The organism is Cupriavidus oxalaticus, from assembly GCF_038900635.1.
GTDB classification, from domain to species: Bacteria; Pseudomonadota; Gammaproteobacteria; order Burkholderiales; family Burkholderiaceae; genus Cupriavidus; species Cupriavidus oxalaticus_B.
In genome coordinates this window covers 12,446-38,609 of record NZ_JAYMRX010000041.1, presented here as the reverse complement: position 1 = coordinate 38,609, position 26,164 = coordinate 12,446, and the positions used below count along the sequence as shown (strand labels likewise).

The window sequence follows — 26,164 nt, the reverse complement described above, 5'->3', positions numbered from 1 at the left end:
CGATAACGCCCAAGCGCGCACCGAATCTCGCATCGAAGTCGAGGGGAATCGCTCATTGAACTCACTTGGCCACGCTCTCACGGTCAACTCGGCGCTGCGGACGTTGTTTTGAACACCATCCCTAAGGAAGATATGGGACAATTCCTAAAATGATTTCGCGTCAACGAAATCTGATTTCGAAATTGTTTAAGCTGAAAATAGCTGCCGGGGGAGGGTTCCCGCCATGCCATTTAGGAGTCTTAGGGCAAATTGGAAAAGCCGGTCTCTTTCTGTAGCCGGCCTTGCCGGGAAACGCCAGGTGGTTTGTCGGTGCGGGCCTGCTGGCGGGCCTTGAGAATTTCCAGCATGGTGTCTGCGAGCGGCACGCGGTGCGCCCGCTTGGCCTTCATGCGCAGGCGGGGATCGGCCAGGTCCGATCCGCCAGACCCAGCTCCGGCCAGGACATGCTCGCCGCTTCGTTGGCCCGGCTGGCGGCCAGAATCAAGAACCGGAGAAAATCGGCCAGGCGCGAATCATCGGTGGGAGCGAGGACAAAAGGTGATCGGCCCAGGAGGTGGAACCAGGCCGTTCGTCAGCCGACAGCATGTCACAACCAACAGCACCCACAACGCTTCAACAGCCGACAGCATGTCAAACCAACGACCCCCTCAAAGCCCAATACTGAAACTAACCCCATGCTCAACAAAACCCAACCCCCGATAAAACCGATGCGCCTGTAACCGCCTCGCATTAGACGAAAGCGCCAGCTTGCCAGCCCCAGCCTCCCGGGCCAGCCGCATGGCCTCCCGCATCATCGCCTTGCCAACGCCCATACCGCGCGCGTGCGGCGCCACCACGACGGCTTCGACGATGGCCTCGGGCCGCCCGTCGTGAACCATGACAGGAAATACCAGCAGGCTGAAGGTGCCAAGCGGTATCCCGTCAGCATCCACCATCATGTAGCAACGATAGTCCGGATAGCGCCGCATGGTCGCATACCGCTCGCGCATCGTCTCCAGCGACAATGGCGGCTCGCCGTCCATGGCAGCAAGCAGCGCCGACAGGTGCCGCAGTTCGGCGTCAGAACCACGTACCTCGCGTAGCGCGAGCACGGCTCCGGCCGCGTCCTGCAATCCGTTCATGCCATTCACAAAGGAGCGCGCGCGCAGCGCGCGGCGATAGCGAGATAGTGGGCCAGCGGCGGTGTGGCCAGGTCGACCACCTTGGCCAGGTCGTCGTATCGGCGCAGGCGCACCGCGGCGTCGGCGTGGGCGCTGGCGGCGAACGCCTCGGCGCGGGCTGCGTCATAGGGCCCGCCCTGCAACGCCAGGCTCTGCACCGAAGCGGGCGACAGTGTGTCGAAGTAGGCGCGGTCGACCGCGCACAGGTACCGCTTGGCGGCGACGTGCAGCCGCACGGGCTCGGTGACATCCTCGCCGAACAGCGCTGCGAGCGCGTCGGCGGCGGCCTCCTGGTGGCGCATGTCGGTGGTGGTGCTTTCGGCCAGCATCAGGTGGCCGATGTCGTGCAGCAGGGCTGCCACGACCAGCGCATCGGGTTCGCCGGCCTGTTCGGCCAATTGCGCGCACTGCAGCGCATGGGCGGTTTGGCTGATGGACTCGCCGCCATACCATTCGGTGCCATGGCTGGCGAAGAGGGCTTCGATGCGTTCGATCGTCAGCATGTTGCTCACACCAGCACCTTGCGGATCTGCGCCGAAATAATGTCGATGGCCGACACAAACAGGATGATGATGAGCATCACCGCGCAGGTCTGCCCATACTGGAAGCTTCGGATGATTTCCCACAGCACGGAGCCGATGCCGCCGGCGCCGACGATGCCCACCACCGACGCCGAACGCACGTTCGACTCGAAGCGGTACAGCGCAAACGATAGCCACAGCGGCAGCACCTGCGGAATCACGCCGTAGACGATCTCTTCGATCGGGCCGGCGCCGGTGGCGCGCACGCCTTCTACCGGGCGCGGGTCGATCGCCTCGACCGCTTCGGCAAACAGCTTGGCCAGCACGCCGGTAGTGTGGATCCAGATCGCCAGCACGCCAGCGAACGGTCCCAGCCCGACGGCGACGATGAAGAGCATCGCAAACACCATCTCATTGATGGCCCGGCAGGCGTCCATGACGCGGCGCGCAGGCTGGTAGGCCCACGCCGGCACGATATTGGCCGAGCACAGCAACCCCAGCGGCACCGCCATCGCGACCGCCATGGCGGTACCCCACAGCGCGATCTGCACGGTGACGAGCATCTCGTCCAGGTAGTGGCGCCAGTCGCGGAAATCTGGCGGGAAGAATTCGGCGGCGAATTTCGCCATGTTGTCGGAGTCGCGCAGCAGGTCCAGCGGGCGCATGTCGGCGCCTTGCCAGGACAGGCCGAGCAAGGCCAGCACGACCGCCCAGGTCAGCATCATGGCAAGGGACGTGCGCGGCGGCCTGACAGGGTTTCGAGACGACGGGGGCAGGCCGGGCGTGGCAGTGGCGGTCATGGGCAATCCGGTTTGAAGCAGGGAGTGAGGAAACGGCACGGGGCCGGCGACAGGCCGGCCCCGTGCAAGGCGCAGCTTACTGCGCGGCGGTGGCCGCGGCGGCCTTGTCCAGCTCGGCCAGGCGGCGCGAGACGTCGGCCAGGCGCTTGTCCTTGTCGGCAGCGGCCAGCGTGGTGTCGGTCTCGATCTTGGCCTTCTCGCGGGCGAGTTCGATCTGGCGGATCGGCACCAGCTGCGCATCGCTGGAGGGGCGGAAGCCCTGGTAGGTCAGCGCGGCCAGCACCTGCTTTTCGCGTGCGGCGTCGGTGCCCTTGCCGTAGTTGACGAAGAAGGTCTGGATCTTCTTCTTCAGCTCGGGCGACAGGTCCTTGCGGTAGACCATCGGGTCGGCCGGGATCAGCGGCGACTTCCACAGCACCCGCAGCTGGTCATAGGGATTCTTGCCGGTGTTGATGCGGTAGCGCTCCATGTTCTCGGTGTTGTTCACCGCCACGTCCACCTGCTTGTTCAGCACCGACAGCAGGTTGGCTTCATGGTTGCCGATGCGCACGGCCTTGAACAGGGTCTTCGGATCGACCTTGTTGGCGGTCCACAGGTAGTAGCCCGGCACCGCGGTGCCCGAGGTCGAATTGGGATCGCCGGCGCCGTAGCTCAGTTCCTTGCCGCGCTTGATCACGTCCTCGACGCTCTTCAGGTCGCTGTCCTTGTTGACGATCAGCAGCGACCAGTAGCCGGGGTTGCCGTCCTTGTCGATGACCGAGGCGAACACTTCGCCGTTGGCGCGGTCCACCGCTTCCATGGCGGACTTGTTGCCGAACCAGGCGATCTGGACCTTGTTGAAGCGCATGCCTTCGATGATGCCGGCATAGTCCGAGGCGAAGAAAGGCTTGACCGTCACGCCCAGCGTCTTGCTGAGATCGTCGATCAGCGGCTGCCAGGCAGCCTTCAGGTTCGACGACGATTCCGTGGAGATAAAGCCGATGTTCAGGGTCTTGGCGTCCTGGGCAAAGGCGGGCAGGGCCGGCAGGGCGACGAGGCCGGAAGCGACGACGGCGACAAAGGTTCTGCGAAGCATGGACAACTCCGATTGGGAAAGCTTTGGGGGAAGACTGCGGTCAAGGGCGGCGCTCAGGCTGCCGCCAGGTTCATCGTGACCATCGCCGGCGCGGGCATTGCCGCGGCGGGTTGGTCCGCATCCGTTGCGGCATCGTGCAGCAGCTCGTCGGCCTCGGTGCCGTACAGGTCGCGCAGCATGGCCGACGTCAGCGACGCCGAGGGGCCGTCATAGACGACCTTGCCGTGGCGCAGCGCCACCACGCGCGGGCAGTAGCGCATGGCCACGTCCACCTGGTGCAGCGATACCACCACCGCCACCTTGCGCGTGCGGTTGATCTGCGTGAGCAGCGACATCACGCGGCGCGAGGATTCCGGGTCGAGCGAGGCGATCGGTTCGTCGGCCAGGATCACGCGCGCGTTCTGCACCAGCGTGCGCGCGATCGCCGCGCGCTGCTGCTGTCCGCCGGACAACGTCGAGGCGCGTTGAAACGCATAGTCGTCTATACCAACCTGGGCGAGTGCATCGAGGCCGGCGCGCAGTTCATCGGCCTTGAAGATGCGAAACAGGCTGCGCCATTTCGGGATGCGGGCCAGCATGCCGACCAGCACATTGGTGATCACCGGCAGCCGGCCCACCAGGTTGAACTGCTGGAAGACGAAGCCGATCTCGCCGCGCACCTGGCGCACGTTGCGGGCCAGGCGGCCATTGCGCTGGACCGGGCGGCCGTTGACCAGGATCTCGCCGGCATCGGCGGTGACGAAGCCGGCCATATGGCGCAGCAGCGTCGACTTGCCCGATCCCGAGGCACCCAGCAGTGCAACCATTTCGCCGGGGGCAACGCTCAGCGTGACTTCGTCAAGCGCCTTGCGGTCCGCACGGAACGATTTGGAAAGCCCGCGGACTTCAATTGTGTGGGTCATGACGACTCCGTGGCTTGAATGACGTCACGGATTCTGGAGGGCGTATATGTCAGACAGATGAAGGTCGGACGATCCGAAACTACAAGCCGCCGAGGGCGTTCACGGTGAAAGCCAGGATGCCCATGTTGAACAGGAACGCAGCCATGCAGTGCGCCAGCACCACCCTGCGCATATGCGCGCCATGGATGGTGATGTCCGACGTCTGGAACGTCATGCCCAGCGTAAAACTGAAATACAGGAAGTCCCAGTAGCTGGGCTCCCTCACGCCGGGCACCTCAAGCCCGCGCCGGTCGCCGGCGGGCGACTGCAGGTAAAAGAGATGCGCATAGTGCAGCGTGAAGACGGTATTGGCGAAGAGCCAGGACAGGATCAGCGTGGCGACGATCAGCGCGACGTCGAGCCAGTGCGGCGTCCCGGGGCGCGCGACCAGCGTGCCGATCGCCACCAGGATGACCATCGACAGCAGCACGGTGATGGCCAGCAATGCGGGCCGGTTGGCATCGTTGAGTTCGGCGGTGCGCCGCATCGCGGCGGCGTCGGCGCGCAACAGCGGCAGCGCGGCGCCAAGGAAGACCAGGGCGGCGATATCGAAGCCGATCAGCAGCGCGATGCGCAGCTGCGCGCCGAGCGCTGCCGCGGCGCCGGTCGCGACGATCAGGATGGCGCCGCACACCAGGAAGCGCGGCGGCGCGAGTCGTTTGCCGATGGCAATGGAAGAAGGTGTGTGCATGGCTGGAGCTGGTCTCCGTCATCAGGCCCTGACTGCCAGATCGCATACCGACCAACCGGTCGGGCATTGCCGCCGCATCGACATGTCGCGCGCGCGACGATTGGCTGGGCAATGCGAGGATAACGCGGCGGCTCTTGCTTCCGCATCCGGCATTGAACAGTTCCGGGCGACCGGCTAAGATGGGCGTTCGCGGCGCAAAAGGTAAGCGTCGCCAGCCAATCTTAGGCGCCCCGAACCCACAGGGTCTGCACCACCAGACCCGACCTCAGAGGGCGCTAGCGCAGTCCCGTTGCAACACACTACCCATGTTTGCCGAGGAGACGCCTGTGCTGAGTCATCACGAGTTTGCCACCCTGGTCCTTGTCAACGACAGCAGCGACCCACCCGAGCTGGACCGGACCGATGTGGAAGCGCTGCTCGCGCACCAGCTGATTACGCTGGAACGGGTCGGGCCCAGCGTCAGCCGTCCGCAGGTCACGCTCCAGGGTTACCGTTTCCTCAAGGCGCTCGGGCGCATCCGCGCAAAAGAGGCTCACGCCTGCCGGTGACGCCTTGCCATGCGGGGCTTGCCGCCGCGTCATGCCTGCCAGTCCCTTCGATCTTCACCGGGCATTCGGTTTTGCCGTACGCTCCGTTCGGGAAATCCGGATAGCCAGCCGTAACCTGGTCCTGCAATCTGGCGCCGATCGATAACAGACCGGCGCACGGGTGCCGGCAGCATGGAGACGGCAACGATGGTGACGCAAGCAGTGCAGGGCAGGGCTTGGCAATGGATGGTGGTCGGAGCGCTGGGCCTGGCGCTCGCCGGCGGGGCGCAGGCTGCGGATGCCTATCCGTCCAAGCCGATCACGCTGGTGGTGCCGTTCTCGGCGGGCGGGCCCACCGATGTCGTGTCTCGCGCACTCGGCCAGGCGATGGCCAAAGACCTGGGCCAGAGCGTGGTGGTGGAAAACCGCCTCGGCGCCGGCGGGACCGTCGCGGCGGCGTTCGTGGCGCGCGCACAGCCGGATGGCTACACCATCCTGATCCATCACAACGGCATGGCCACCGCGCCGGCGCTGTACAAGAAGCTGTCATACAGCCCGCTGAAGGATTTCGAATATATCGGCCAGGTTGCCGATGTGCCGATGACGTTGCTCGGCCGCAAGGATCTGCCGCCCGCCAATGCGGCTGAACTGGTGAAGTACGTATCGCAGAACAAGGACAAGGTTTCGCTGGCCAATGCCGGCCTCGGCGCGGTGTCGCAGTTGTGCGGCCTGTTGTTCGAGGAAGCAGTGCACGTCAAGATGACCGCTGTTCCATACCAGGGAACGGGTCCGGCGATGACGGCCCTGCTGGGTGGCCAGGTCGACCTGCTGTGCGACCAGACCACCTCGACGTTGCCGCATATCAACGCCAGCCGCGTCAAGCTGTATGGCGTGACCACTCCCAATCGCATCAAGGCGCTGCCCAATGCGCCGACGCTGCAGGAAGGCGGCCTGAAGGGCTTTTCGATGAAGGTCTGGCATGGGGTCTACGCGCCCAGGGGCACGCCCCCAGCCGTGGTGGCGCGGCTGACCAAGGCATTGCAGCAGGCGCTGAAGGATCCGGTGGTGGCCAAGCGCCTCGATGACCTGGGCGCCGAGATCGTGCCCGCCGACAAGCAGACGCCGGAAGGGCTGAAGACCTGGCTCAAGGCCGAAAGCGACAAGTGGCAACCGCTGCTGAAGACGATGAAGGTCGAGGCCGACTGAGCGCGCGCGGACACGGTGCGCGTCGGCACATCTCCTGGGAAGCGCCAGGCGTATTACCATGGGAGTGAGCAGATCTGGCTGCTGCCCGCATTGATGATGTCCAAGCCACGATCTTCCGCGCGATGGGAGAAAGACATGGCAACTTACGAGTTCAAGGACAAGGATCTCCAGTTTTTGGCCCAGGGCGCCGACTCCTGTTTTGCCTCGCCTGACACGGCTTTCGTTGAATGCGCAGACGGCCATCCGGCGTTCATGGTGACATGGCCGGAATGCGGATCGACGATGATGAGCCTCAAGGTGCAGATTCGGGCAAGCCAGTACGCCAGTTACCTGACGGATCCGTTCAGGGGACGCGAAGTCCTGCGCAAGGCCGTGGAAGATCGCCTCACGCTGATCCACACCGTGAAAAGTGGAGTCCTGCTCGCTCCCGATATCTAGGGGCTTATGGCCCTGGCGGAATCGCTCTGGTGCGCTCTAGTGGGGAGTGAGTGCGGCCGCTGCAAGGTGCAGCGGTCAACGTGACTCCTATGCCCCAACAAAAAAGCACCTGCTACAGGTGCTCAGTGCTTCCAGCCATCGGGGGCGTCCGAACCGGGTCAGCAACTCATGATCCGGCTCGGACCTGCAGGCATATGGGGCCTGCACAATCATGCTTCAACCGGAAAATCGTCCAGGAAGCATGATCGTTTCGCCGGCCTACCTTCGCCTTGTCAGGGCGTCTCTCAGCTAGCAGGTTGATTATAGGGCGGCCTCCGAACAGGTCAACGTGAATCCGGCCGTGCCAGCGATATGCCTATGAATGCAGTTCCACCACGTCTCGATCGGCTACCGGCTGATCGGCGCCCACGTGCTGCCCGCTGAACTTGCCGCTCCCCCAAATGCGGGCGAATCTGAATGTCCGCGCGAGATCCGGATGCACCCGCAGGGCGACATCCAGTACGGTGTCGCCGCTGCGCATTGCAAAAGGCCGACTGTGATCGACGGGTTTCCCGGGTGCCTTGGTGTAGACACGCACGATGCTCAGGGCCCTGAAAAGAAACGGACCGATCTCGGCCAGTCCTTGTCCGCGGGTTGCCGAGGTTGCAAGCGCCGGAAAATGTACGCCGAGCAGGTCTTCAAGCACGGCCGCGTCCTCCGGGTTCGCGAGATCGGCCTTGTTGGCCAGCAGCAGCGCAGGGAGGTGAACACTGAAGGAATCAGCTGCCGCCGATGCCGGCGATGCTGCCGATGCCGCTGGACTGTCCGCCTGGCCCGGCCAGCGCTCCGACAGGTTAATCCTTGCTTCGGCGAGTCGCCGGAGAATCAGTGCCAGCTGTTCAGTACAGTCCGGCGCGCTCAGGTCGATTACGAGCAGTACGCCGTCTGTCATCCGCACGATGTCGGTAAGCCCGGGTTGCATGAATTCGGCTGAGACAGGCGGCAGATCCACCAGCTGAAATGCAATGTCTTCGAATGGCAACATGGCGGGAACGGGCAATTGGGTCGGGTGGGGGTAGGCCCCGACCTCGCTGTCCGATCCTGTCAGCCGCGCGTGCAGGCTGGATTTTCCCGCGCCGGACGGGCCGATCAGGCAGAGCTGTGCCGCCCCTTCGGGATGCACCGCATGTGATGGCCCCCGGTGAGCCGCCTTCCCGTGGCCCGCGGACTCCTGGGTCAGTTCCCTGATCCGCGACTTGATATCGGCTTGCAGGTGCTCCGTCCCCTTGTGCTTGGGGATGACACGGAGCATCTCCTTGAGGCATTCGAGCTGCTCGCGCGGCTGGCGTGCCAGCCGAAAGGCCTGTTCGGCCTGCTTGTACTCGGGAGTGAGGTTTGCTGGCATGGGCGTCAGCACTGCACCGCGGGGCTACGCTCCGATCCGCACGGGAATCCGGCGCCGCCCGAAGTGATGCTCGAAATGCCCGAAGCGGCCGGCGACCGGCTCAAAGCAGTCGGGGCAGGTTCCGGTGGGCGTGAGGCGATAGCTCTCGATCGCATGCCAGTCGCGCACGATCAGCGGTGAACGGCAGGCGGGGCAGCAGGTGGTTGCGCCTTCAGTGTCGTGGACGTTGCCGGTGTACACGTAACGCAGCCCCTCATCGATCGCGAGCTTGCGGGCACGCGCAAGCGTGGAGAACAGCGTCGGCGGCACGTCGCGCATCTTGTAGTCGGGATGAAACCCCGTAAAGTGCAGCGGGATGTCGGTGCCAAGTTCTCTCGCGATCCACCGGGCCTCTGCGCGGATCTCCTCATCGCCGTCGTTCTTGCCGGGAATCAGCAGCGTTGTGATCTCGAACCAGACTTTGGTTGCGTGCTTCAGGTACAGGAGCGTATCCAGCACCGGCTGCAGATGGGCGCCGGTGAATGCAACATAGAAGGCGTCGGTAAAGCCCTTCAGGTCGACGTTTGCCGCATCCATCCTGCTATAGAAATCGCGTCGTGCCTGCTCGCCCATATACCCGGCGGTCACCGCCACCGCCTGTATGCCCAGTTCGTGGCAGGCATTGGCAACGTCCATCGCGTATTCGGCGAAAATCACCGGGTCGTTATAGGTGAAAGCCACGCTTTTGCAGTCGTGGGCCGCCGCCGCCTCGGCAATGGCTTCGGGCATGGCTGCCGCGGCCATTGTTTCCATTTCACGTGATTTGCTGATGTCCCAGTTCTGACAGAACTTGCAGGCCAGGTTGCAGCCTGCCGTGCCGAACGACAGGACGGCGCTGCCCGGGTAGAAATGGTTGAGCGGCTTCTTTTCGATCGGGTCGATGCAGAAGCCGGAGGAGCGGCCATAGGCGGTCAGCAGCATCCGGTCGCCAAGCCGCTGACGCACGAAGCAGGCGCCGCGCTGCTCGTCATGCAGGCGGCAGTGGCGCGGACACAGGTCGCACTGCATGCGGCCGTCGTCCAGGAAATGCCAGTAGCGACCCGGATACGGTCCCGGAGAGGGCTGTTCGATTGCCGTCATGGCATATCCTTCCTGACGCGCATTTTCGGGCGGGTAAAGCGCAGCACGTGCGCAGCAGCCTGGCCATCGGGCCAGCGCCATCATTCCAGCGCCTGGGCAAAGCGACTCAATCGCCAAAGGGCAGTTTCATTCTAGACCGCGGTGCGCGCTCCTACCGGCAAGCGGGTCCGGCTGTGGCGGTACCGTATGTGTTTTCCAGCCCCACCTTTCGCTCGGCGCGCAAGGCGGCCCGCCGCCCGCGCACGGTGTTGACCCCGCACAGCAGCCCCAGCCCGACGACGAAGTAGCTGCCGGTAACCAGCAGCGCCTGGCGGTGATCGCCGCCCGTCAGCCAGCTTGCCATGCCATAGGTCAGCGGCCCGGCGATCGAGGCCAGCTTGACCGCAAGCCCCCAGAGCCCGAAGAACTCTGCCGCGCGCGAGGGCGGGGCCAGCAGTCCGACCATGGCCCGTCCGGCGGCCTGGGCGGCGCCCAGGCACAGGCCGGCCACATTGGCGGCGAGCCAGAACAGCGGCGCTTCGCGCGCGGCATGCGCAAGCAGGATGGTCAGGATCCAGCCCAGCAGCGTCAGCGCAATGGCGCGCACGTGGCCGATGCGGTCCTGCACGGGCCCGAACAGGAAGGCACCGGCCGCTGCAGTCAGGTTGACCACCAGCACCAGGGTCAGGGTTTGCTGCATGGTGAAGCCCATGGCCTGGTTGGCATAGATGGCGGTCAGCGTGATCACTGCCTGGATGCCGGCCTGGTAGAACACGGTGCATAGCAGGAATCGGCGCAGGTCGTGGAACTGGCGCAGGTGGCCGAGGCGTTGCAAGACTCTGGCCCAGGCCGAGCCGATGGCCTGTTCGCCAGCCGGCGCGGCCGCCGCAGCGACCTGCGGCACGCCACGGTCGCGCAGCAGCAGGAAGGTCGGCAGGCTTGCCAGGGCAAAGATGGCGGCCGTGATCAGCATGGTGACGGGCACGAACTGGCTGGCGGTGTCGCCGCGTGCGCTGGCCCAGTTGACATAGAGCAGGCATGCGCCCAGCGTGACCAGGCCGCCGATATAGCCAAGGCTCCAGCCCCAGCCGGACACCCTGCCCAGGGCGCGGGCGGTGGAGAGCGACGGCAGAAAGGCGGCGATCAGGTTTTCGCCGCTGCCGAAGAAGAGGTTGGACAGGACCACGCACAAGATGGCCAGGAATAGTGTGCCGGGCTGCGCGAAATAGAGCAGGCCGGTGAATACCACGCAACCCGCCGTCGTCACGGCAAGCAGTGTCTTCTTGGCTGCGCGCAGGTCAGCGTACGCGCCGACGAACGGCGCGGTGAGCACCACCAGCGCATAGGAGAGGGAAAGCGCCCCGGTCCAGGCCAGCGTGGCCCACGGGGCATTGCCGGCCACGACGGCGACGAAATAGGCATTGAACAGCGCGGTGATGACCACCGTGGTGTAGCCCGAGTTGGCAAAGTCGTACATGGCCCATGCCCACACTTCGCGCGGCCGCACGTCGGCACCCAGGGCAGCGGGCACGCGGGGCGCGCGAGCCTGGCCAAGCGATTCGGGCACGGTCATGTTCCTTCCTCCACGATGCGGCGCCGCTTTAGCCGAAGCACGACGCCATAGGCGGCCAGCGCTGCGATCACGTGCTTGAGCGTGTGCCCGCTGACCAGTCCCGTCAGCGCGGCGATCTGGTGGTCCAGTACATCGCACACCAGGGCCAGCACATAGCAGCCGGTGATGGCCAGCACATCCCGGTCGCCAGTGTAGCGCGGTGCATAGAGGCAGAGCAGCAGCGGCACCACCAGGATGGCGCAGGCCTGGATCAACAGGTAAGGGCGCAGGTCGCCGCTGCCGCGGGCTTCGCTCCATGCCCAGTAGCCGACGCTGGCCGGCCCCGCGATCAGCAGCAGCGGCAGCAGCCGCCAGCCGGCCTTCAGGCTGGCGCGCTCGCACACGTTGGCGCCCAGCCACGACATCAGCGCGAGCGCCAGCGGAGCCCGGTCCCACGCCAGCCGCTGGTTGTCCGGGGCCAGGTGGTAATAGCCCGAGCCCAGGCCCACGAGGAAGATGGCGAGAAAAAGTACCCGGTAAGGCCAGGCCTCGGCCGGTACGATAAATGCACGTCTGGCGGCGGAGGTGCCCAGATAGCGCAGGCCGGCCGCGCCCGCGAGCAGGAACAGCAGGTTCGAGCCGATATCGAGGCAGTGGGGCGTGCCGAAGCAGACGTAAGGGTCGGCAAAGCGATGATATTGCGGCGGCTGGGCGATGCGCGGCAGCAGCCAGGCCCCGGCGGCCATGGCCGCCACCAGCAACCAGACCGCGGCAGCCCTGGCGGCAGGGCGGGCTTGCCGGCAGGCGCGCATTCTTATTGCAGCAGGTAGAGAGTCTGCGGCCCCTCGGCATAGAGCGCCATGGCCATCTTCAGGATCTCATTGCGATGCCGGTCAAAGGAGGCCAGCACCCCAGCTTCGTCAGAGCCGAGCGCGGCGTCGAAATTCATCAGTACGCGGTCGTCCACAAGGAAGGAAATTTCGCGTGCGTTGTCATAACCCCAGAACCACACGCCATGTCTGGACTCATCATAGCTGCGGCTGGGGTTTGGGAAGCTAAGTGCCATGTTGTCGTCCTGCGCTCCACGCCCTGACCGGACCGGGCTGCTACGCTCACTACCAGCGCGGAGCGCTCCGCTAGTGCGTATTCCCTTTCATGCTCTCTGCTTCCATCGCGGCATGCAATTCCTCAAACGCCTCGATTGGCTCCATGTCCTGGTCGACGAACGCGGCGGCGCGTTCTGCGGCGGCCACTGCGTCGCGCGGGATGTCGCTCTGGCTTTCGTCCTCGGTTCTCGGCGGCAGCAGCATGTCCTCAAGCATCCCGCGCAGCTCAGGGGTATTCCATGGCTTGCCCAGCCTGGCCTTCCTCTTCAGGTAGTGACGAATTTCCGCGTCTTGCTCGGCAGTGAGCGGAAGCCCGTGAAAAGTGGGGTCCGTGTTGTAATGGATCATGATGCGCCTCCCGAAGCGGTCTGCGCTTTCAATGTGGAGATATCAATTCCTTTTGGTGAACATTACAATTTGCGTGTCATCACTGTGCCGCGTATCCGCGGCCAACCGATTTACGTCTTCTTCTTGGCGACACCTTCGTTCCCGACCCTCGAATGGACCGTGCTGAACGGGGTTGCCGGCACTGGCGGCTTCTTGGGCTGCTTGGGCTTTTTCGGTTCGCGAGTGCTGCGTAGTTGACTCTTGGCCATGGAGTGCTCCTGGTGCGTTGCTTGCCAAGATGGCAGTTCCAGCATACGCGCTTAGATGCATTAACAACATGACTTTCATGACTGTCCGCATGAAAGCGGCACTCGGCGATTGATCACTGCCCGACTACGGCCCGGATTTCACAAAGCGCCCGCTGCAATGTTCCCAGTCCAATTGACCCCAGCGCCACCCGCAATGCATGAGGGACGTGAGGCGTTGCGGCAAATGGCTCGGCGGTCGTCACCAAAACCCCCTTGCGCTCAAGTTCGGCGACGACACGGTCGGCACGCAAGCCTTCGCCGAGTTCCAGCCAAAGGTAATAGGAGCAAGGGTTGGCAATGACCGTGCAGCCTAGCAGTATCTGGCGGGCGAGGTCCTGGCGCTGCCTGGCGTCGTTGCGCTTGCGGTCTTCCAGGGCATCCACCGTACCCGCTTCGATCCAGCGGCAGGCCAGGGCGACGGTCAGCGAAGGCGTATTCCAGGTGGAGACGCGAATGGCCTGTTCCAGGGCGGGAATGTGTGCGTGGGGCGCCGCGACGAATCCAAACCGCAATCCGGACGCCACGCTCTTTGAAAGGCCCGACACATAGATGGTCCGATGCGGGGCATGGGTAAACACCGGTTTCGGCGACGGCTCGGCCAGGAAGGCATAGGCGCCATCCTCTACGATCAGAAAATCGTGCGCGTCGGCAAGCAACGCCAGGTGGGCGCGATCCTCCTCCGGCATGACCGTTCCCAGCGGATTGTGCAGCGTGGGCATCGTATAGACGCCCCGCACGGGCCGCCGTTTGCAGAGCGCGGCCAGGGCATCGAGGTCAGTGCGGCCGGCCGGCTGTGGCAGCGGCTCGAGATCCAACTGGTGCGCATGCGCCAGCGCCTTCATGCCGGGATAGGTGAGGGCATCGACGGCCAGTACGTCGCCAGGCTTGAACAGGGCCATGACGGTCACGGCCAACCCTTGCTGGGCGCCGTTGACGATCAGTACCTGGTCTCCACCGACGCGGATATCCCGGTTCCGCAAATGCCTGGCCACGGTCTGCCGCTCGTGCGGCCGGCCGCCCTGGGGCGCCGAATGCAGCAGGGCATCCAGATCGCCCGACACGGCCAGGCTGCGCAGGCCCTCCCGCAATATTTCTACCTGGTCCGGCAGAGAGGGGTAATTGAAGGTCAGGTCCACCGCACCGGCCTTGAGCGGATGCTGCTGCAGCCCCAGCCCGCGCGGCAGCGAGGTATCGCGTACGAAGGTGCCACGGCCAGGCTCGCAGACCACCAGCCCGACCGCCTCGAGTTCGCCATATACCCGCAAGGCCGTGGCCAGCGCGACGCGATGCTCCTGCATCAGCGCGCGAACTGTGGGCAACTGCGTGCCCGGTAAAAGTTCGCCCACGCGGATGCGCGTCGCTATCCGATCCATGATCGACTTGTATCGCGCCCTGGCCATGGTTGTATCTAGAACAATTTTTTGGTTGTATCAGTTGATGGTCTTACTCTACCAGCATTCAACCAACAGGCAGCAGGCATGACGGATCTGGCAACCCTTTCTGTATTCGCTGTGGCGGTGATGTTCCTGCTGATGTCCCCGGGACCCAATATGATGTTCGTGCTCACGCATGGCGTGACCTACGGCTGGAGCGGCGGCGTGGCTTCGGCGCTAGGCATTGGCGCGGCGGATCTGGTACTGACGATACTGACCGCGACCGGCATCGCGGCCGTGGTCGGCAGCATGCCGGCGGCCTTCGACGTCATTCGCTATTCCGGGGCCGTGTACCTTTTGTGGATGGCCTACAAGTGCCTGCAGGCCCCGGCGGCACCAGGCGGGGCCGTCGTGTCGCAGGCGACGCTGAAAGCCGTGTTCGCGCGTGCCATGCTGAACAGCCTGCTCAACCCCAAGGCCTTGCTGTTCTTCGTGGTGTTCCTTCCGCAATTCGTCGTGCCGGGCCATGGGCCGGTTGCCCGGCAATTACTGATCCTCGGGGGCGTGCTGACCGCGATCGCCATCGTGTTCCATGCCGCCCTCGGCGTGGGCAGCGGCGCCGTCCACCGCTTCCTGGATGGCAATCCGAAGGTCGCTCGCCTGCAATCACTGGGGCTCGCCACCGTATTGGTGGTGCTGGCTCTCCGTCTGATCGTGATGGTGCGTCCGGCCTGATCAGCAAGGCGCGGCAACAAGCAAGGATGACCCCAATGTTCAGCCACATCACGGTCGGGTGCGCCGATCTGGAGCGTTCCGCCGCATTCTATGATGCGGTGCTTATCCCCCTCGGCCTGGTACGGCGGGTGGTAGCAGCGGACGGCGGGCCTGCCGCGGCATGCTGGGTGCGCCCAGGACGGGCGCTGCCAAGGTTCTATGTCTACCTCCCCTTCGACGGCAATGTCGCCACTGCCGGGAACGGCAGCATGGTCGCATTTGCCGCGCCGTCGCACGCGGCCGTCGACACGGCTTACACGGCAGGGCTGGCCATGCGCGGAAGCGGCGAGGGAGAACCCGGGCCGCGTCCACACTATGGCCATGGGTACTATGGCGCCTACCTGCGCGACCCGGATGGCAACAAGGTGCACATCGTCTGTCGTGGCGATATCGCGGATGCCTGAGGGCTGCTCTGTTCACGGGGACCGACCGGCACCGACGACGCCGGGTCAGGGCCGCTTCTGCCGAGCATGTGACATTGCGCTCAGTCCGCGCACCGTTGAATGAACCGCGTAATGGCCGGCAGGATGGATTGCCTGAATCCCTGGCCGGCGAACGTCCCGTAGTGACCCACGCCGTCAACGACCAGGTGTTCTTTCCTGTCGGCGGAAAGTCCTGCGCAGAGTGCGTGGGCCGCTTCGGTCTGGCCGCGGCCGGTGATGTCATCCTCGCCGCCTTCGATGGTCAGCAGCGAAACATTTGTGATGGCTTCGGGGTGGACACGGCGCTGGCCGACTTCCATGCAGCCGCGGCACAGGTGATGCTCAAGGAAAACCTTCTGGATGGTTTCCAGGTAGTACTCGGCCGGCACGTCGAGCACGGCGTTGTACTCGTCATAGAACTGGCGATGCCGGGCGGCCTCGTGCTGCCTGCCGTCGACCAGGTGGCGGTAATAGTCAAGATGCGCACCGGTGTGGCGTGCGACGTTCATCGAGACGAAGCCAGCAAGCTGCAGGAAGCCCGGATAGACCCGGCGTCCGCGTCCGGGGTAACTGTCGGGTACCCGTTCGATGACATTCGATTCGAACCATGGCAGCGAATATTTCTGCGCGAACAGGTCGACCGCCGTCGGGCTGACGCGGGTGTCGATCGGCGCGGCGATAAGCGTCATGGAGCGGGGCTGGGCGTGCTCGTTGTCCTCGGCCATCTGGGCGACGGCGCAGAGCAGCGGGACCCCCGGCTGGCATACCGCCACGACATGCGTGCCGGCGCCGAGGTATCGGATGAACGTCTTGAGGTAGTCGACGTAGCCGCCAAGGTCGAAGCCGCCGGCGTCGAGCGGGACCATGCGCGCATCGGTCCAGTCGGTGATGTAGACATCATGCCCGGGCAGCAATGCTTCGACCGTTGGGCGCAGCAGCGTGGCGTAGTGGCCCGATAGCGGCGCCACCAGCAGCACGCGGGGACCGGGGCATGGCATGTCCTTCCTGAAATGCAGCAGCCGGCAGAAGGGCGCCTCGATCAGCACGGTCTCGGTGACCGCCACCCGTTGCCCGCACGCGATGACTTCCTCGATGGCGAAGCGAGGTTTCCCGTAGGACTTGGTCAGCCGGGTGAACAGATCAAGCGCGGCGCCGGTCTCGCGCATCCCTGGCAGCCACGCGATGGACTCCCCCCAGAAACCGACGGCGCGCTGGCCTGCTTCGATCATGGCCCCGAGCGGCCCGACCGACTGCAGCGTGAGTTCACGCAGAGCATAGAGCGCCATGGCAAAGCCCGTCCTCTGAAAAATTGGTTGCTGCGTTGTTCCCGGGACCGGTCCGGCAACCGGGCAGGGCTTCTTGTTGGCGCAAGGCCGCGATCGCTTCAGCGCACAGGGTGCGCCGGACAGCGGCAGGAACGGCTTTGCTCGACGTGGGCGGGCTGGCGGCAGGCTTGTAACGCGGGTCGGCCGGATGAATGCGTGCGGTGGTGCGCCGCGAGGTGCCGGGCACGCCCGAGGTGACGTCGATTTCGGATTGCCTGAGCGTGGGCAGCGTGCGTCTTGCCAGGACGGCTGGTCCGGCTGCCGCGGCCGGATGCAAGCGTACGGCTCAGGCCGCACGTGAATGGATTGGAATGCTGCATGGCGTCCCCGCTATTCAGGGCTACTGACATTGCATCGCAAGGTCAGCTAATCAACATGCATCCAAGTTACGTTATTTACATTCAGTAACACATTCGATTAAACCCTACTGCAACGCCTTGCATAGCTGTTTTTCGGCGAAAGTGGCTGACGCACCAGTTGATGTCGTCTGGCGTTGGTTCCAGGGCACAGCAAAGCGGCGTTTGCTTTCCCGAGGTCCACTGCTGTTAGCGCTGAGGTCCGTGCAATTTGTAAATCTCTGAAACAGGCATGTGCGTTCGCTGGGTCAGTCAATGATCGTTCTGAGCCATGTTCTTTTCGCCGTTGGATATTGACCCGCCTTTTTTGAGGCCCATCCCCTACATCCGGTACACCAGCCCCACCCAGACGCTGCGCGGCGCCCCCGGCGCCACGAACAACGCCGTCGCGGCATCGCCGGGTGCCACGTGCGGCTGCACCAGGCTGCCGCCGGGAAACACGTTGTTCGCCACCTGCCCGTAGGTCTCGTAGCGCCGGTCGAACAGGTTGGCCACGCGCGCATAGACCTCGAAGCGCTTGTTCACCTTGTACGCGGCGCGCAAGTTGACAGTGGCATAGCCGGGCACGTGCCAGTCGGCGGTCCTGGGCGGCTGGCCCGGCTGCGGATCACTGCGCAGGCCGTCCTCGTTGCCGCTGGCGACACTGCCGGATACGGCGACCAGGTCGGCGCCCAGTGACAGCCCGGCCAGTGCCTGCCAGTCGGCACCTAGCTTGAGCGTGTGGCGCGGCAGTCCGGCCATGCGCATGCCGGGCCGGACCTCGATGGTGCGCTCGCCGACCGCCAGCTGGCCGGCCGCCTGGTAGGTGGCCTGCAGGTGGCTGTAGGCCAGCCGCAGCGTGACGTCGCCAACGCGCTGGCGCGCGCTCAGGTCGAGCCCCTGGTTGCGCGTGCGGTCGAAGTTGGCGAAATAGCCGAGCCGGGTGTTGGGCGCGCGCAGGAACAGGATGTCGTCGTGGTTGTCGATGCGATAGAGCGCGGCGGTGACCTCGGTGTCCTTGCCGGGGCGCCAGCGCACGCCGGCTTCATAGGCATGCGAGACCACCTGCTTCAGGTACGGGTCGGCCTGCAGCCCGGCCGGCAGGCGGCACGGGCGCGTGGGGTCGGCGCAGCCCAGCTCCAGCACGGTGGGGACGCGGTTGTTCTGCGCGTAGCCGCCGAATACCGTGACGCCGCCGCCCAGCTTCTGCGTCAGTCCCAGCGCGGGATTGAGGCGGCGGTAGGTAAAGCTTTCGCGCGGCTGCTCGCTGCCGTCGCTGTTGCGCAGCGTATTGCTGACGGTCGCGAGATTCCATCTCGCCGACGCCGTCAGGAAGGTGCTCGGTGTCAGCGACCAGGTGTCGGACAGGTAGGCGCCGAAGGTGCGTGCGTTGCCGCTGACGCCGGAGAACAGCGCATTTGGCTCGGCCGGGTCGGCCACGGCGCCGCGGTCCGCGGTGAACGTGCCGGGCTGCTCGAACTGGGAATAGGTCAGCCGGCTGCGGTCCAGGCTGACGCCGGCATTGAGTACGTGGCGCTCGGTCTCCCTGGCGAGGCTGAGCGCCATGCCGACGGTCTGCTGGCGCATATGGGTGGTGTTGACCACGGCGGGATGCAGCGCCGCCCCTTCGGCGCGGGTCAGCCCGCAGTCGCCGCCGCGCGGGCTGCCGTCGTCATTGAAGCCGTCTTCGCAGTCTTCGGCATAGGCCTCGTATGCGGGGTTGACGTCGCCGTTGGTGGTGTCGCGGCGGCTGTTGCGCACGTAGGCGAGTGCGGCTGCGCTGGTCTTGTCGTCGAACCAGTGGCGGCCGTTGACGGCGACCTGGGTCACCTGGTTGCGGGTCTGGTCCGGGTAGGTATACACGGCGCGGCGGTTCGACTGGTAGATGTCAGGCAATGTCGCGCTGCCGTCGGCCCGGTAGGACGGCACCAGCCCGTTGCCGGTCAGTGTGCTGCGGCCGTGCAGCAGCGAGACATTGACGCTGTTGGTCTCGCCCTCATAGCCGGCCTTGGCGAAGACGTTGCCGAGCCGCCCCGACGAATGGTCGCGCCAGCCGTGCTCCTGGAACAGGGTGCCGGCGGCGAAGGCGTGCCAGCCACCTTCGCTGCGCACGCCGCCCGACAGGTCCGCGCGCTTGCGGCTGCCGCTGCCATAGGACAGGTCGGCGGTAACGCCCGGCGAGTCCAGCCCGGAGCGGGTGGTCATGGCCAGCGCGCCGCCCAGGCTGTTCAGGCCATAGGCCGGATTGGCGCTGGACACCAGCGATACGCCGGCGAGCGCGGCCTCCGGGATCATGTCCCAGCTGATCACGTCGCCAAACGGCTCGTTGATGCGGATGCCGTCGAGATAGACCGACAGTCCCTGCGGCACGCCGGGGATCGACGAGGCGCGGAAGCCGCGGTAAGTGATATCGCTCTGGAACGGGCTGCCCTGGATGTCGTTGACGTTGACCCCGGCCAGGTTGCGGGCGAGGTAGTCGGCCAGGTTGCCGGCGCGGGTGCCGTTCAGTTCATCGCCGCGCACGGTCTGCACGGTGTAGGGCACCAGGTCGCTGGCGACGCCGATGCCCGGCAGCGGCGCCGCGGCGACTACCAGCACTTCGGGCAGCACAGCGCTGTCCTGTTTTTGAGCAGCGGTGTCCAGTTGTGCAACAGCGGGCCGCTGCAGCAGCAGCGTCACGGCCAGGGCGATGGCCGTGGCAACGCAGCGGCGGCGGGCCGCAGCATGGCGGAAAGCCTGCTCTTGCGGGGCAGGGAACGGGCTGGCTGGCATCTTGCATCTCCTCGGGCGTACACGGCGCCGCCTGCATCGGGCGGCACCTGAAATCGGACTGGCTGAACTGGCTGAACTGGCTGAGGGCGTATGGAGCAGGTTCCGTACCTCGGGCATCGGGAAAGCTCCCGGCCAGGGCCGGATCGCCGACCACCAACGCCGACCACCATCCGCAGGAGCACGGCATTGACTGACATCACCGCTACCCAGGCGCCGCTGGCGCTGCGCTGTGAGGCCGTGCGCAAGGCGTTCGGCGCCCGCGTGGCGCTGGACGGGGTCTCGCTCGCAGTGCGGCGCGGCGAGTTCGTGGCGCTGCTCGGTCCCAACGGGGCGGGCAAGACCACGCTGTTCCAGATCCTCAGTGGCCTGTTCATCGCCGATGCCGGGCGCGTGACGGTGATGGGCAGCGGCATGGACGACACGCGCGATGCGTACGATATGCGGCGCGATCCCGTGCGCGCGCTGGCGCGCCTCGGCATCGTGTTCCAGCAGCCGGCCATCGACCTGGACCTGCCGGTGCTGGCCAACCTGCGCTTCCATGCGGATCTGCACGGGCTGCCGCGCCTCGTCGCCGCGCAGCGCATCGCCCGGCTGCTTGATGCCTTCGGCCTGGCCGCGCGGGCGCGCTCCCCGGTGCGCGAACTGTCCGGCGGCAACCGGCGCAAGGTGGAACTGGCGCGCGCGCTGCTGCACGAACCGGCGCTGCTGCTGCTGGATGAGCCCACCGTGGGGCTTGACCCGGCTTCGCGGGCGCAGCTGGTCAGCGATGCCAGGCGGCTGACCGCGCAGGCGCAGGCCGGTGTGCTGTGGGCCACGCACCTGGTGCAGGAGGTGGAGCACGCCGACCGCGTGATCGTGCTGGACCGCGGCACCGTGCGCTTCGACGGCACGCCGGCGGCGCTGCGCGGCGTGGCAGGGCGCGGCGATCTCGAGAGCGCTTTCCTGGCCATGACGCGGGCTCCGGCCGCTTCTGCCAGCAACACCGAAAGGAGCGTGCCAGCATGAACGGGATGCCATCGCCAAAATGGTTTGCCATCACGCTGCTGCTGGTGACGGCACTGCTGGTGGGCGCCGGACTGGCCGAAGCGGCGCGCGTGGCCAGTGGCCACGTATTCGTGTCGAGCGAGAAGGACGATGCAATCGCCGCCTTCGATGCGCGCAGTCGGCAATTGCTGGCTGTGTGGCGCCAGTGCAAGCGGCCGCGCCACCTGCAGCTCTCGCCCGATCGCGCGCGCCTGTATGTGGCCTGCAGCGACGACCACCGCGTCGACGTGGTCGACGTGGCCAGCCGCAGGACGCTGGCTTCGTTGCCGGTGGGCGACGACCCGGAGATGTTCGACCTGAGCCGGGACGGGCGCATGCTCTATGTCTCAAACGAAGAGGATGGCCTGCTGTCGGCCTACGACACCGCTTCGGGCAAGCGCGTGTTCGCCGTCAAGGTGGGCGAGGAGCCGGAGGGCGTCAAGGTCAGTGCGGATGGCAAGCGGGTATACGTGACCTCGGAGGTGGCTAACCTGGTCCACGTGATCGACGTGGCCACACGCAAGGTGGTCAGCAATATCCAGGTGGGCAACCGGCCGCGCCGGCTGCTGCTGGTGCGCGACGGCAAGGAGCTGTGGGTCTCGAACGAGCTGTCCGCCAGCGTCAGCGTGATCCGTACCGATACGCTGGAGGTGGCCCATACCATCCACTTCGCGCCGCGGGGCTTTCGCGCCGGGGATGTGACCCCGGTGGGGATGGCGGCCAGCAGCGATGGGACGCGTGCCTACATCGGGCTTGGGCGTGCCAACCACGTGGCGGCGGTGGACGTGGCATCGCGCCGGGTGCTGGACTATGTGCTGGTCGGCCGGCGCGCATGGGGGCTGGCGCTGAGCCGCGATAACGCGAGGCTCTATGTCGCCAACGGCCTGTCAGACGACGTCAGCGTGGTGGATACCGCCAGCAGCAAGGCGACGGCAACCCTCAAGGTGGGCCGGGTGCCGCACTCGGTGGCGATCGATGACTGAACGCCTGCGCTGCTGCCTCTCGCTGGTTGCCGCGCTGGGCCTGCTTGCAGGCGGGGCCGGGGCGGCCCACGCCGACGAGGTGCGCCTGGCGGTGGTGTTGCTGGCCGGCGACCCGCGCCATGAGGCCCGCCGGCTTGCGCAGCGCTATCCGGGGCAGCCCCACGGCCGCGCACTGGACGGCGCGCAGGTTGCGGCAGCAGAGGTGCGCTTTGCGCTGGAGGCAGCGGGCAAGTCGCTCGGGCTCGATGCGCAGGAAGCACGCAGCGAAGCGGAGGTCGGGCCGATGGTCGCGGCACTGGCGCGGCAGGGCACGCGCTTTATCCTGCTCGACCTGCCGGCCGCGGCGGTGAGGCAGGCGGCCGCCGCCGTCAGGCCCGGCGAAGCCCTGCTGTTCAACGTCTCGGCCGATGACGACGACTTGCGCGGCGTCGCCTGTTCCCCCGTGCTGCTGCACACGCTGCCCAGCCTGCGCATGCGCGCCGATGCCCTGATGCAATACCTGGCGCTGCGCAAGTGGCGCCGCGCCCTGCTGCTGAGCGGCCCGTCAGCGGGCGACGCGGCGCAGCGTGACGCGCTGGTCAGGTCCGCGCGGCGCTTCGGCATCGCGTGGTCGGCGCAACGGGCGTTCAGGCTGTCCAACGATCCGCGCGAACGCGACCAGGCCAATCTGAACCTGCTGACCAGCGGCACCGACCATGACGTGGTGGTGGTCGCCGATGCCGATGGCGAATTCGCCCGCGGCGTGCCCTATGCCACGCAGCTGCCGCGCCCCGTGGTGGGCGCCAGCGGCCTGGGCGCGCAGGCCTGGCACTGGGCCTGGGAGCGTAATGGGGGGCCGCAGCTCAACCGGCGCTTCACGCGCGCGGCGGGGCGCCCGATGACTGGCCACGACTGGGCTGCGTGGATGGCCGTCAAGGCGATCGCGGAAAGCGTCGCAAGGCAGCCCACGGCAGGCTTTGCCGCGCAGGCACAAGCCCTGGTCACCGGCAAGGTGGTGATGGACGGCTTCAAGGGCCCGCCGCTGTCGTTCCGGCCATGGGACCGCCAGTTGCGGCAACCGGTCATGCTGGCTCACCCGGACGGCGTGGTTGCCGTGGCGCCGGTGGAAGGCGTGCTGCACCCGAAGAACAACCTCGACACCCTGGGCGCGGATGAAGCCGACACCGCGTGCCGCGCCCCGTCCTCGTAAGGATCCACCCATGGCTACCGTGCTGATCCATCGCTGGCGCGCGCTGCGTGCTGTCTGCGGGCGCGAGCTGCGCAAGTACCTGCGCCAGCCCGGGCGCCTGCTGTCGTCGCTGGTAAGGCCGCTGCTGTGGCTGCTGGTGTTCGCGGCCGGCTTCCAGAACGCGCTCGGCGTTGCGATCGCGCCGCCATATGAGACCTACATCGAATACAAGGTCTACGTGGCGCCCGGCCTGCTCGGCATGATCGCGCTGTTCAACGGCATGCAGTCTTCGCTGGCGATGGTGTACGACCGCGAGATGGGCGTGATGCGGCTGCTGCTGACCGCGCCGTTGCCGCGCGGCTGGCTGCTCGGCTGCAAGCTGGCCGCGGGCATGGTGCTGTCGCTGCTGCAGATGGCCGCGTTCCTGCTGGTGGCGATGATCTTCGGCATCCGCTTCGAGCCGCTGCACCTGCTGCCCGCGAGCGGCGCCATGGCGCTGGCGGCATTGATGCTGGGTGCGCTGGGACTGCTGCTGTCGGTCCATGTGCGCCAGCTCGAGAACTTTGCCGGCACCATGAACTTCGTGATCTTTCCGATGTTCTTCGTCAGCTCGGCGCTGTATCCGCTGTGGAAGCTGCAGGAATCGGGTGCGGAGATCGTCTATCAGCTCGCGCGTTTCAACCCCTTTACGCATGCGGTCGAGGCTATCCGTTTCTCACTGTACGGGCAGGCGGCCCCGCTGAGCCTGGCGGTGGTGGCTGGCTGCGCGGCGGTGTTCTTTGCGCTGGCGCTGCACGGCTACGACCCGCAGCGCGGCATGGCACGCCGTGGGCAGGCATGACCGGGCCGCGCGCCGGCATGCACGGCTGTTCAGATCTGGAGCAGATGCAACGCAGTGTTGCGTGCTGACACGGCCGCCGGCGCGCAATGCGGCCGCATCCTGGCGTCGGGCGCGGAAATCCGATTGGCATGGGAATTGCCGTGTGCGTGTCAGGTGCATGTCTGGTGTTGGCGCATTGGCGCACCGGTGGGAAACCAAAACAACAGAGGAGAAGGCAATGAGGACGTCAGGAGCAGTGAAGGCGCTCGCGGCAGTCGCGGCTGCCGCGGCCAGCCTGGTCGCGCAGGCGGCGGTGACCGACGCCATGATCGAGAACGACGCAAAGAGCCCCGGCGACGTGCTGTCGTGGGGGATGGGCCCGCAAGGGCAGCGCTATTCCACGCTGGCGCGCATCAATACGAAGAACGTCGGCAACCTCGTGCCGGCGTGGTCGTTCTCGTTCGGCGGCGAGAAGCAGCGCGGTCAGGAAGCGCAGCCGCTGGTCCACGACGGCAAGATGTTCGTGACGGCATCGTATTCGCGCATCTACGCGCTCGACCTGAAGACCGGCGCCAAGCTGTGGAAATACGAGCACCGCCTGCCCGAAGGCATCATGCCGTGCTGCGACGTGGTCAACCGCGGCGCGGCGCTCTACGACAACCTGGTCATCTTCGGCACGCTGGATGCCCAGCTGGTGGCGCTGGACCAGAAGACCGGCAAGGTGGTGTGGAAGGAGAAGCTGGAAGACTACGCCGCCGGCTATTCGTACACGGCTGCGCCGCTGATCGTCAAGGGCATGGTGCTGACCGGCATCTCGGGCGGCGAATTCGGCGTGGTCGGCCGCGTCGATGCGCGCGACGCCAAAACCGGGCAGCTGGTGTGGTCGCGCCCGGTGGTGGAAGGCCACATGGGCTACAAGTACGACAAGGACGGCAACAAGACCGAGATCGGCATGACCGGCGCCGAGAACGCCAGCTGGCCCGGCGAGACCTGGAAGACCGGCGGCGCTGCCACCTGGCTGGGCGGCACCTATGATCCGGCCACCGGGCTGGTGTACTTCGGCACGGGCAACCCGGGACCGTGGAACAGCCATATCCGCAAGGGCGACAATCTCTACTCCGCGTCGACGGTGGCGATCGATCCGGCCACCGGCAAGATCGTCTGGCATTACCAGAACACCCCGAACGACGGCTGGGATTTCGATGGGGTCAATGAGTTCGTGACCTTCGATCTCGATGGCAAGCGGATGGGCGGCAAGGCCGACCGCAATGGCTTCTTCTATGTCAACGACGCGCGCAGCGGCAAGCTGGTCAACGCCTTTCCCTTCGTCAAGAAGATCACCTGGGCCAGCGGCATCGACCTGAAGACCGGGCGGCCCAACTTCATCAGCGAAGGCCGTCCCGGCGATCCGGCCGCCAACACCGACGCGAAGAAGGGCAAGTCCGTGTTCGCCGCGCCCGGCTTCCTCGGCGGCAAGAACCAGCAGCCGATGGCCTACAGCCCGCAGACCGGCCTGTTCTATGTGCCGGCCAACGAGTGGGGCATGGATATCTGGAACGAGCCGGTCAGCTACAAGAAGGGCGCCGCTTTCCTGGGCGCGGGTTTCACCATCCAGCCGCTGAACGAGGACTATATCGGCTCGCTGCGCGCGATCAATCCCAAGACCGGCAAGATCGTCTGGGAGGCGAAGAACGGCGCGCCGCTGTGGGGCGGTGCCATGACCACGGCCGGCGGCCTGGTGTTCTGGGGCACGCCCGAGGGCTATCTGAAGGCGGCCGACGCCCGGACCGGCAAGGAGCTGTGGAAGTTCCAGACCGGCAGTGGCGTGGTGGCGCCGCCGGTCACCTGGGAAGACAACGGCGAGCAGTACGTGGCGGTGGTGTCGGGCTGGGGCGGCGCGGTGCCGCTGTGGGGCGGGGAAGTCGCCAAGCGGGTGAATTTCCTGGAGCAGGGCGGATCGGTGTGGGTGTTCAAGCTGCACAAGAGCTGAACGCGGGCCGGTCGATGGGCGGGCACGCTGGCATCGTGATGCCAG

The 26,164-nt window shown here is 66.0% G+C and carries 26 protein-coding genes; 11 read left to right on the top strand and 15 right to left on the bottom strand.

Annotated elements, in window-relative coordinates; genetic code table 11:
- Positions 1 to 647: 647 nt before the first annotated feature.
- The 6 genes from VSR71_RS33795 to VSR71_RS33770 form a co-directional block, all read right to left on the bottom strand.
- Positions 648 to 1,121: a GNAT family N-acetyltransferase gene (locus VSR71_RS33795; RefSeq protein ID WP_342917824.1), complete on the bottom strand. Its 474-nt coding sequence runs from the start codon at positions 1,119 to 1,121 to the stop codon at positions 648 to 650.
- A 5-nt stretch (positions 1,122 to 1,126) separates the two neighbouring features.
- Entirely contained in the window at positions 1,127 to 1,663 is a 537-nt protein-coding gene (locus VSR71_RS33790) for a phosphonate degradation HD-domain oxygenase (protein ID WP_342917823.1), read from the bottom strand.
- A gap of 5 nt (positions 1,664 to 1,668) precedes the next feature.
- A complete protein-coding gene (gene phnE / locus VSR71_RS33785; protein ID WP_342917822.1) occupies positions 1,669 to 2,481 on the bottom strand; it encodes a phosphonate ABC transporter, permease protein PhnE in 813 nt (270 codons plus the stop codon).
- Between the two features lie 76 nt (positions 2,482 to 2,557).
- Entirely contained in the window at positions 2,558 to 3,556 is a 999-nt protein-coding gene (gene phnD, locus VSR71_RS33780) for a phosphonate ABC transporter substrate-binding protein (protein WP_342917821.1), read from the bottom strand.
- A 53-nt stretch (positions 3,557 to 3,609) separates the two neighbouring features.
- A complete protein-coding gene (gene phnC, locus VSR71_RS33775; protein WP_342917820.1) occupies positions 3,610 to 4,458 on the bottom strand; it encodes a phosphonate ABC transporter ATP-binding protein in 849 nt (282 codons plus the stop codon).
- Positions 4,459 to 4,537: 79 nt separating this feature from the next.
- Positions 4,538 to 5,188, bottom strand: coding sequence for a DUF1345 domain-containing protein (locus VSR71_RS33770; RefSeq protein ID WP_342917819.1), 651 nt, complete (start codon positions 5,186 to 5,188; stop codon positions 4,538 to 4,540).
- Between the two features lie 326 nt (positions 5,189 to 5,514).
- Between VSR71_RS33770 and VSR71_RS33765 the strand changes: the two genes are divergently transcribed.
- From VSR71_RS33765 to VSR71_RS33755, 3 genes are all read left to right on the top strand, one after another.
- A complete protein-coding gene (locus tag VSR71_RS33765; RefSeq protein ID WP_342917818.1) occupies positions 5,515 to 5,736 on the top strand; it encodes a hypothetical protein in 222 nt (73 codons plus the stop codon).
- A gap of 186 nt (positions 5,737 to 5,922) precedes the next feature.
- Positions 5,923 to 6,921 carry a tripartite tricarboxylate transporter substrate-binding protein gene (locus VSR71_RS33760; RefSeq protein ID WP_428979488.1) on the top strand — a complete coding sequence of 333 codons (999 nt, stop codon included), beginning with the start codon at positions 5,923 to 5,925 and terminating at the stop codon, positions 6,919 to 6,921.
- A 135-nt stretch (positions 6,922 to 7,056) separates the two neighbouring features.
- Entirely contained in the window at positions 7,057 to 7,359 is a 303-nt protein-coding gene (locus VSR71_RS33755; protein ID WP_342917817.1) for a hypothetical protein, read from the top strand.
- Between the two features lie 355 nt (positions 7,360 to 7,714).
- Here VSR71_RS33755 and VSR71_RS33750 read toward each other — a convergent pair whose 3' ends face one another.
- The 6 genes from VSR71_RS33750 to VSR71_RS33725 form a co-directional block, all read right to left on the bottom strand.
- Complete coding sequence (locus VSR71_RS33750) at positions 7,715 to 8,743, bottom strand: TGS domain-containing protein (protein ID WP_342917816.1); 1,029 nt, start codon at positions 8,741 to 8,743, stop codon at positions 7,715 to 7,717.
- A gap of 24 nt (positions 8,744 to 8,767) precedes the next feature.
- A complete protein-coding gene (amrS, locus tag VSR71_RS33745) occupies positions 8,768 to 9,862 on the bottom strand; it encodes an AmmeMemoRadiSam system radical SAM enzyme (RefSeq protein ID WP_342917815.1) in 1,095 nt (364 codons plus the stop codon).
- A 151-nt stretch (positions 9,863 to 10,013) separates the two neighbouring features.
- Complete coding sequence (locus VSR71_RS33740) at positions 10,014 to 11,414, bottom strand: MFS transporter (RefSeq protein WP_342917814.1); 1,401 nt, start codon at positions 11,412 to 11,414, stop codon at positions 10,014 to 10,016.
- Positions 11,411 to 12,205, bottom strand: coding sequence for a hypothetical protein (locus VSR71_RS33735; protein ID WP_342917813.1), 795 nt, complete (start codon positions 12,203 to 12,205; stop codon positions 11,411 to 11,413). The genes VSR71_RS33740 and VSR71_RS33735 overlap by 4 nt, the downstream gene beginning before the upstream one ends.
- 2 nt (positions 12,206 to 12,207) lie before the next feature.
- Positions 12,208 to 12,459 (bottom strand): DUF1488 domain-containing protein, encoded by a 252-nt coding sequence (locus VSR71_RS33730; RefSeq protein WP_342917812.1) that lies wholly within the window; start codon positions 12,457 to 12,459, stop codon positions 12,208 to 12,210.
- A 70-nt stretch (positions 12,460 to 12,529) separates the two neighbouring features.
- Entirely contained in the window at positions 12,530 to 12,847 is a 318-nt protein-coding gene (locus VSR71_RS33725; RefSeq protein ID WP_342917811.1) for a hypothetical protein, read from the bottom strand.
- Here VSR71_RS33725 and VSR71_RS33720 point away from each other — a divergent pair.
- Positions 12,839 to 13,084 (top strand): hypothetical protein, encoded by a 246-nt coding sequence (locus VSR71_RS33720; RefSeq protein ID WP_342917827.1) that lies wholly within the window; start codon positions 12,839 to 12,841, stop codon positions 13,082 to 13,084. The two genes, VSR71_RS33725 and VSR71_RS33720, sit on opposite strands and share 9 nt — an antisense overlap.
- 124 nt (positions 13,085 to 13,208) lie before the next feature.
- On the opposite strand, the gene VSR71_RS33715 is transcribed toward VSR71_RS33720, so the two are convergent.
- Positions 13,209 to 14,534 (bottom strand): PLP-dependent aminotransferase family protein, encoded by a 1,326-nt coding sequence (locus VSR71_RS33715; protein ID WP_342917810.1) that lies wholly within the window; start codon positions 14,532 to 14,534, stop codon positions 13,209 to 13,211.
- A 78-nt stretch (positions 14,535 to 14,612) separates the two neighbouring features.
- On the opposite strand from VSR71_RS33715, the gene VSR71_RS33710 reads away from it, so the two are divergent.
- A complete protein-coding gene (locus VSR71_RS33710; RefSeq protein WP_342917809.1) occupies positions 14,613 to 15,242 on the top strand; it encodes a LysE family translocator in 630 nt (209 codons plus the stop codon).
- A gap of 35 nt (positions 15,243 to 15,277) precedes the next feature.
- On the top strand, positions 15,278 to 15,685 hold the full coding sequence (locus tag VSR71_RS33705) for a VOC family protein (RefSeq protein WP_342917808.1): 408 nt from the start codon (positions 15,278 to 15,280) through the stop codon (positions 15,683 to 15,685).
- An 80-nt stretch (positions 15,686 to 15,765) separates the two neighbouring features.
- On the opposite strand, the gene VSR71_RS33700 is transcribed toward VSR71_RS33705, so the two are convergent.
- Entirely contained in the window at positions 15,766 to 16,989 is a 1,224-nt protein-coding gene (locus VSR71_RS33700) for a polyhydroxyalkanoate depolymerase (protein WP_342917807.1), read from the bottom strand.
- Positions 16,990 to 17,705: 716 nt separating this feature from the next.
- Complete coding sequence (locus VSR71_RS33695; protein WP_342917806.1) at positions 17,706 to 20,135, bottom strand: TonB-dependent receptor; 2,430 nt, start codon at positions 20,133 to 20,135, stop codon at positions 17,706 to 17,708.
- 186 nt (positions 20,136 to 20,321) lie between these two features.
- Between VSR71_RS33695 and VSR71_RS33690 the strand changes: the two genes are divergently transcribed.
- From VSR71_RS33690 to VSR71_RS33670, 5 genes are all read left to right on the top strand, one after another.
- Positions 20,322 to 21,140: an ATP-binding cassette domain-containing protein gene (locus VSR71_RS33690; protein WP_342917805.1), complete on the top strand. Its 819-nt coding sequence runs from the start codon at positions 20,322 to 20,324 to the stop codon at positions 21,138 to 21,140.
- A complete protein-coding gene (locus VSR71_RS33685; RefSeq protein ID WP_342917804.1) occupies positions 21,137 to 22,141 on the top strand; it encodes a PQQ-dependent catabolism-associated beta-propeller protein in 1,005 nt (334 codons plus the stop codon). The genes VSR71_RS33690 and VSR71_RS33685 overlap by 4 nt, the downstream gene beginning before the upstream one ends.
- A complete protein-coding gene (locus VSR71_RS33680) occupies positions 22,134 to 23,330 on the top strand; it encodes an ABC transporter substrate-binding protein (RefSeq protein WP_342917803.1) in 1,197 nt (398 codons plus the stop codon). The genes VSR71_RS33685 and VSR71_RS33680 overlap by 8 nt, the downstream gene beginning before the upstream one ends.
- 10 nt (positions 23,331 to 23,340) lie before the next feature.
- Positions 23,341 to 24,150 carry an ABC transporter permease gene (locus VSR71_RS33675; protein ID WP_342917802.1) on the top strand — a complete coding sequence of 270 codons (810 nt, stop codon included), beginning with the start codon at positions 23,341 to 23,343 and terminating at the stop codon, positions 24,148 to 24,150.
- Between the two features lie 217 nt (positions 24,151 to 24,367).
- On the top strand, positions 24,368 to 26,119 hold the full coding sequence (locus tag VSR71_RS33670) for a PQQ-dependent methanol/ethanol family dehydrogenase (protein ID WP_342917801.1): 1,752 nt from the start codon (positions 24,368 to 24,370) through the stop codon (positions 26,117 to 26,119).
- Positions 26,120 to 26,164 lie beyond the last annotated feature (45 nt).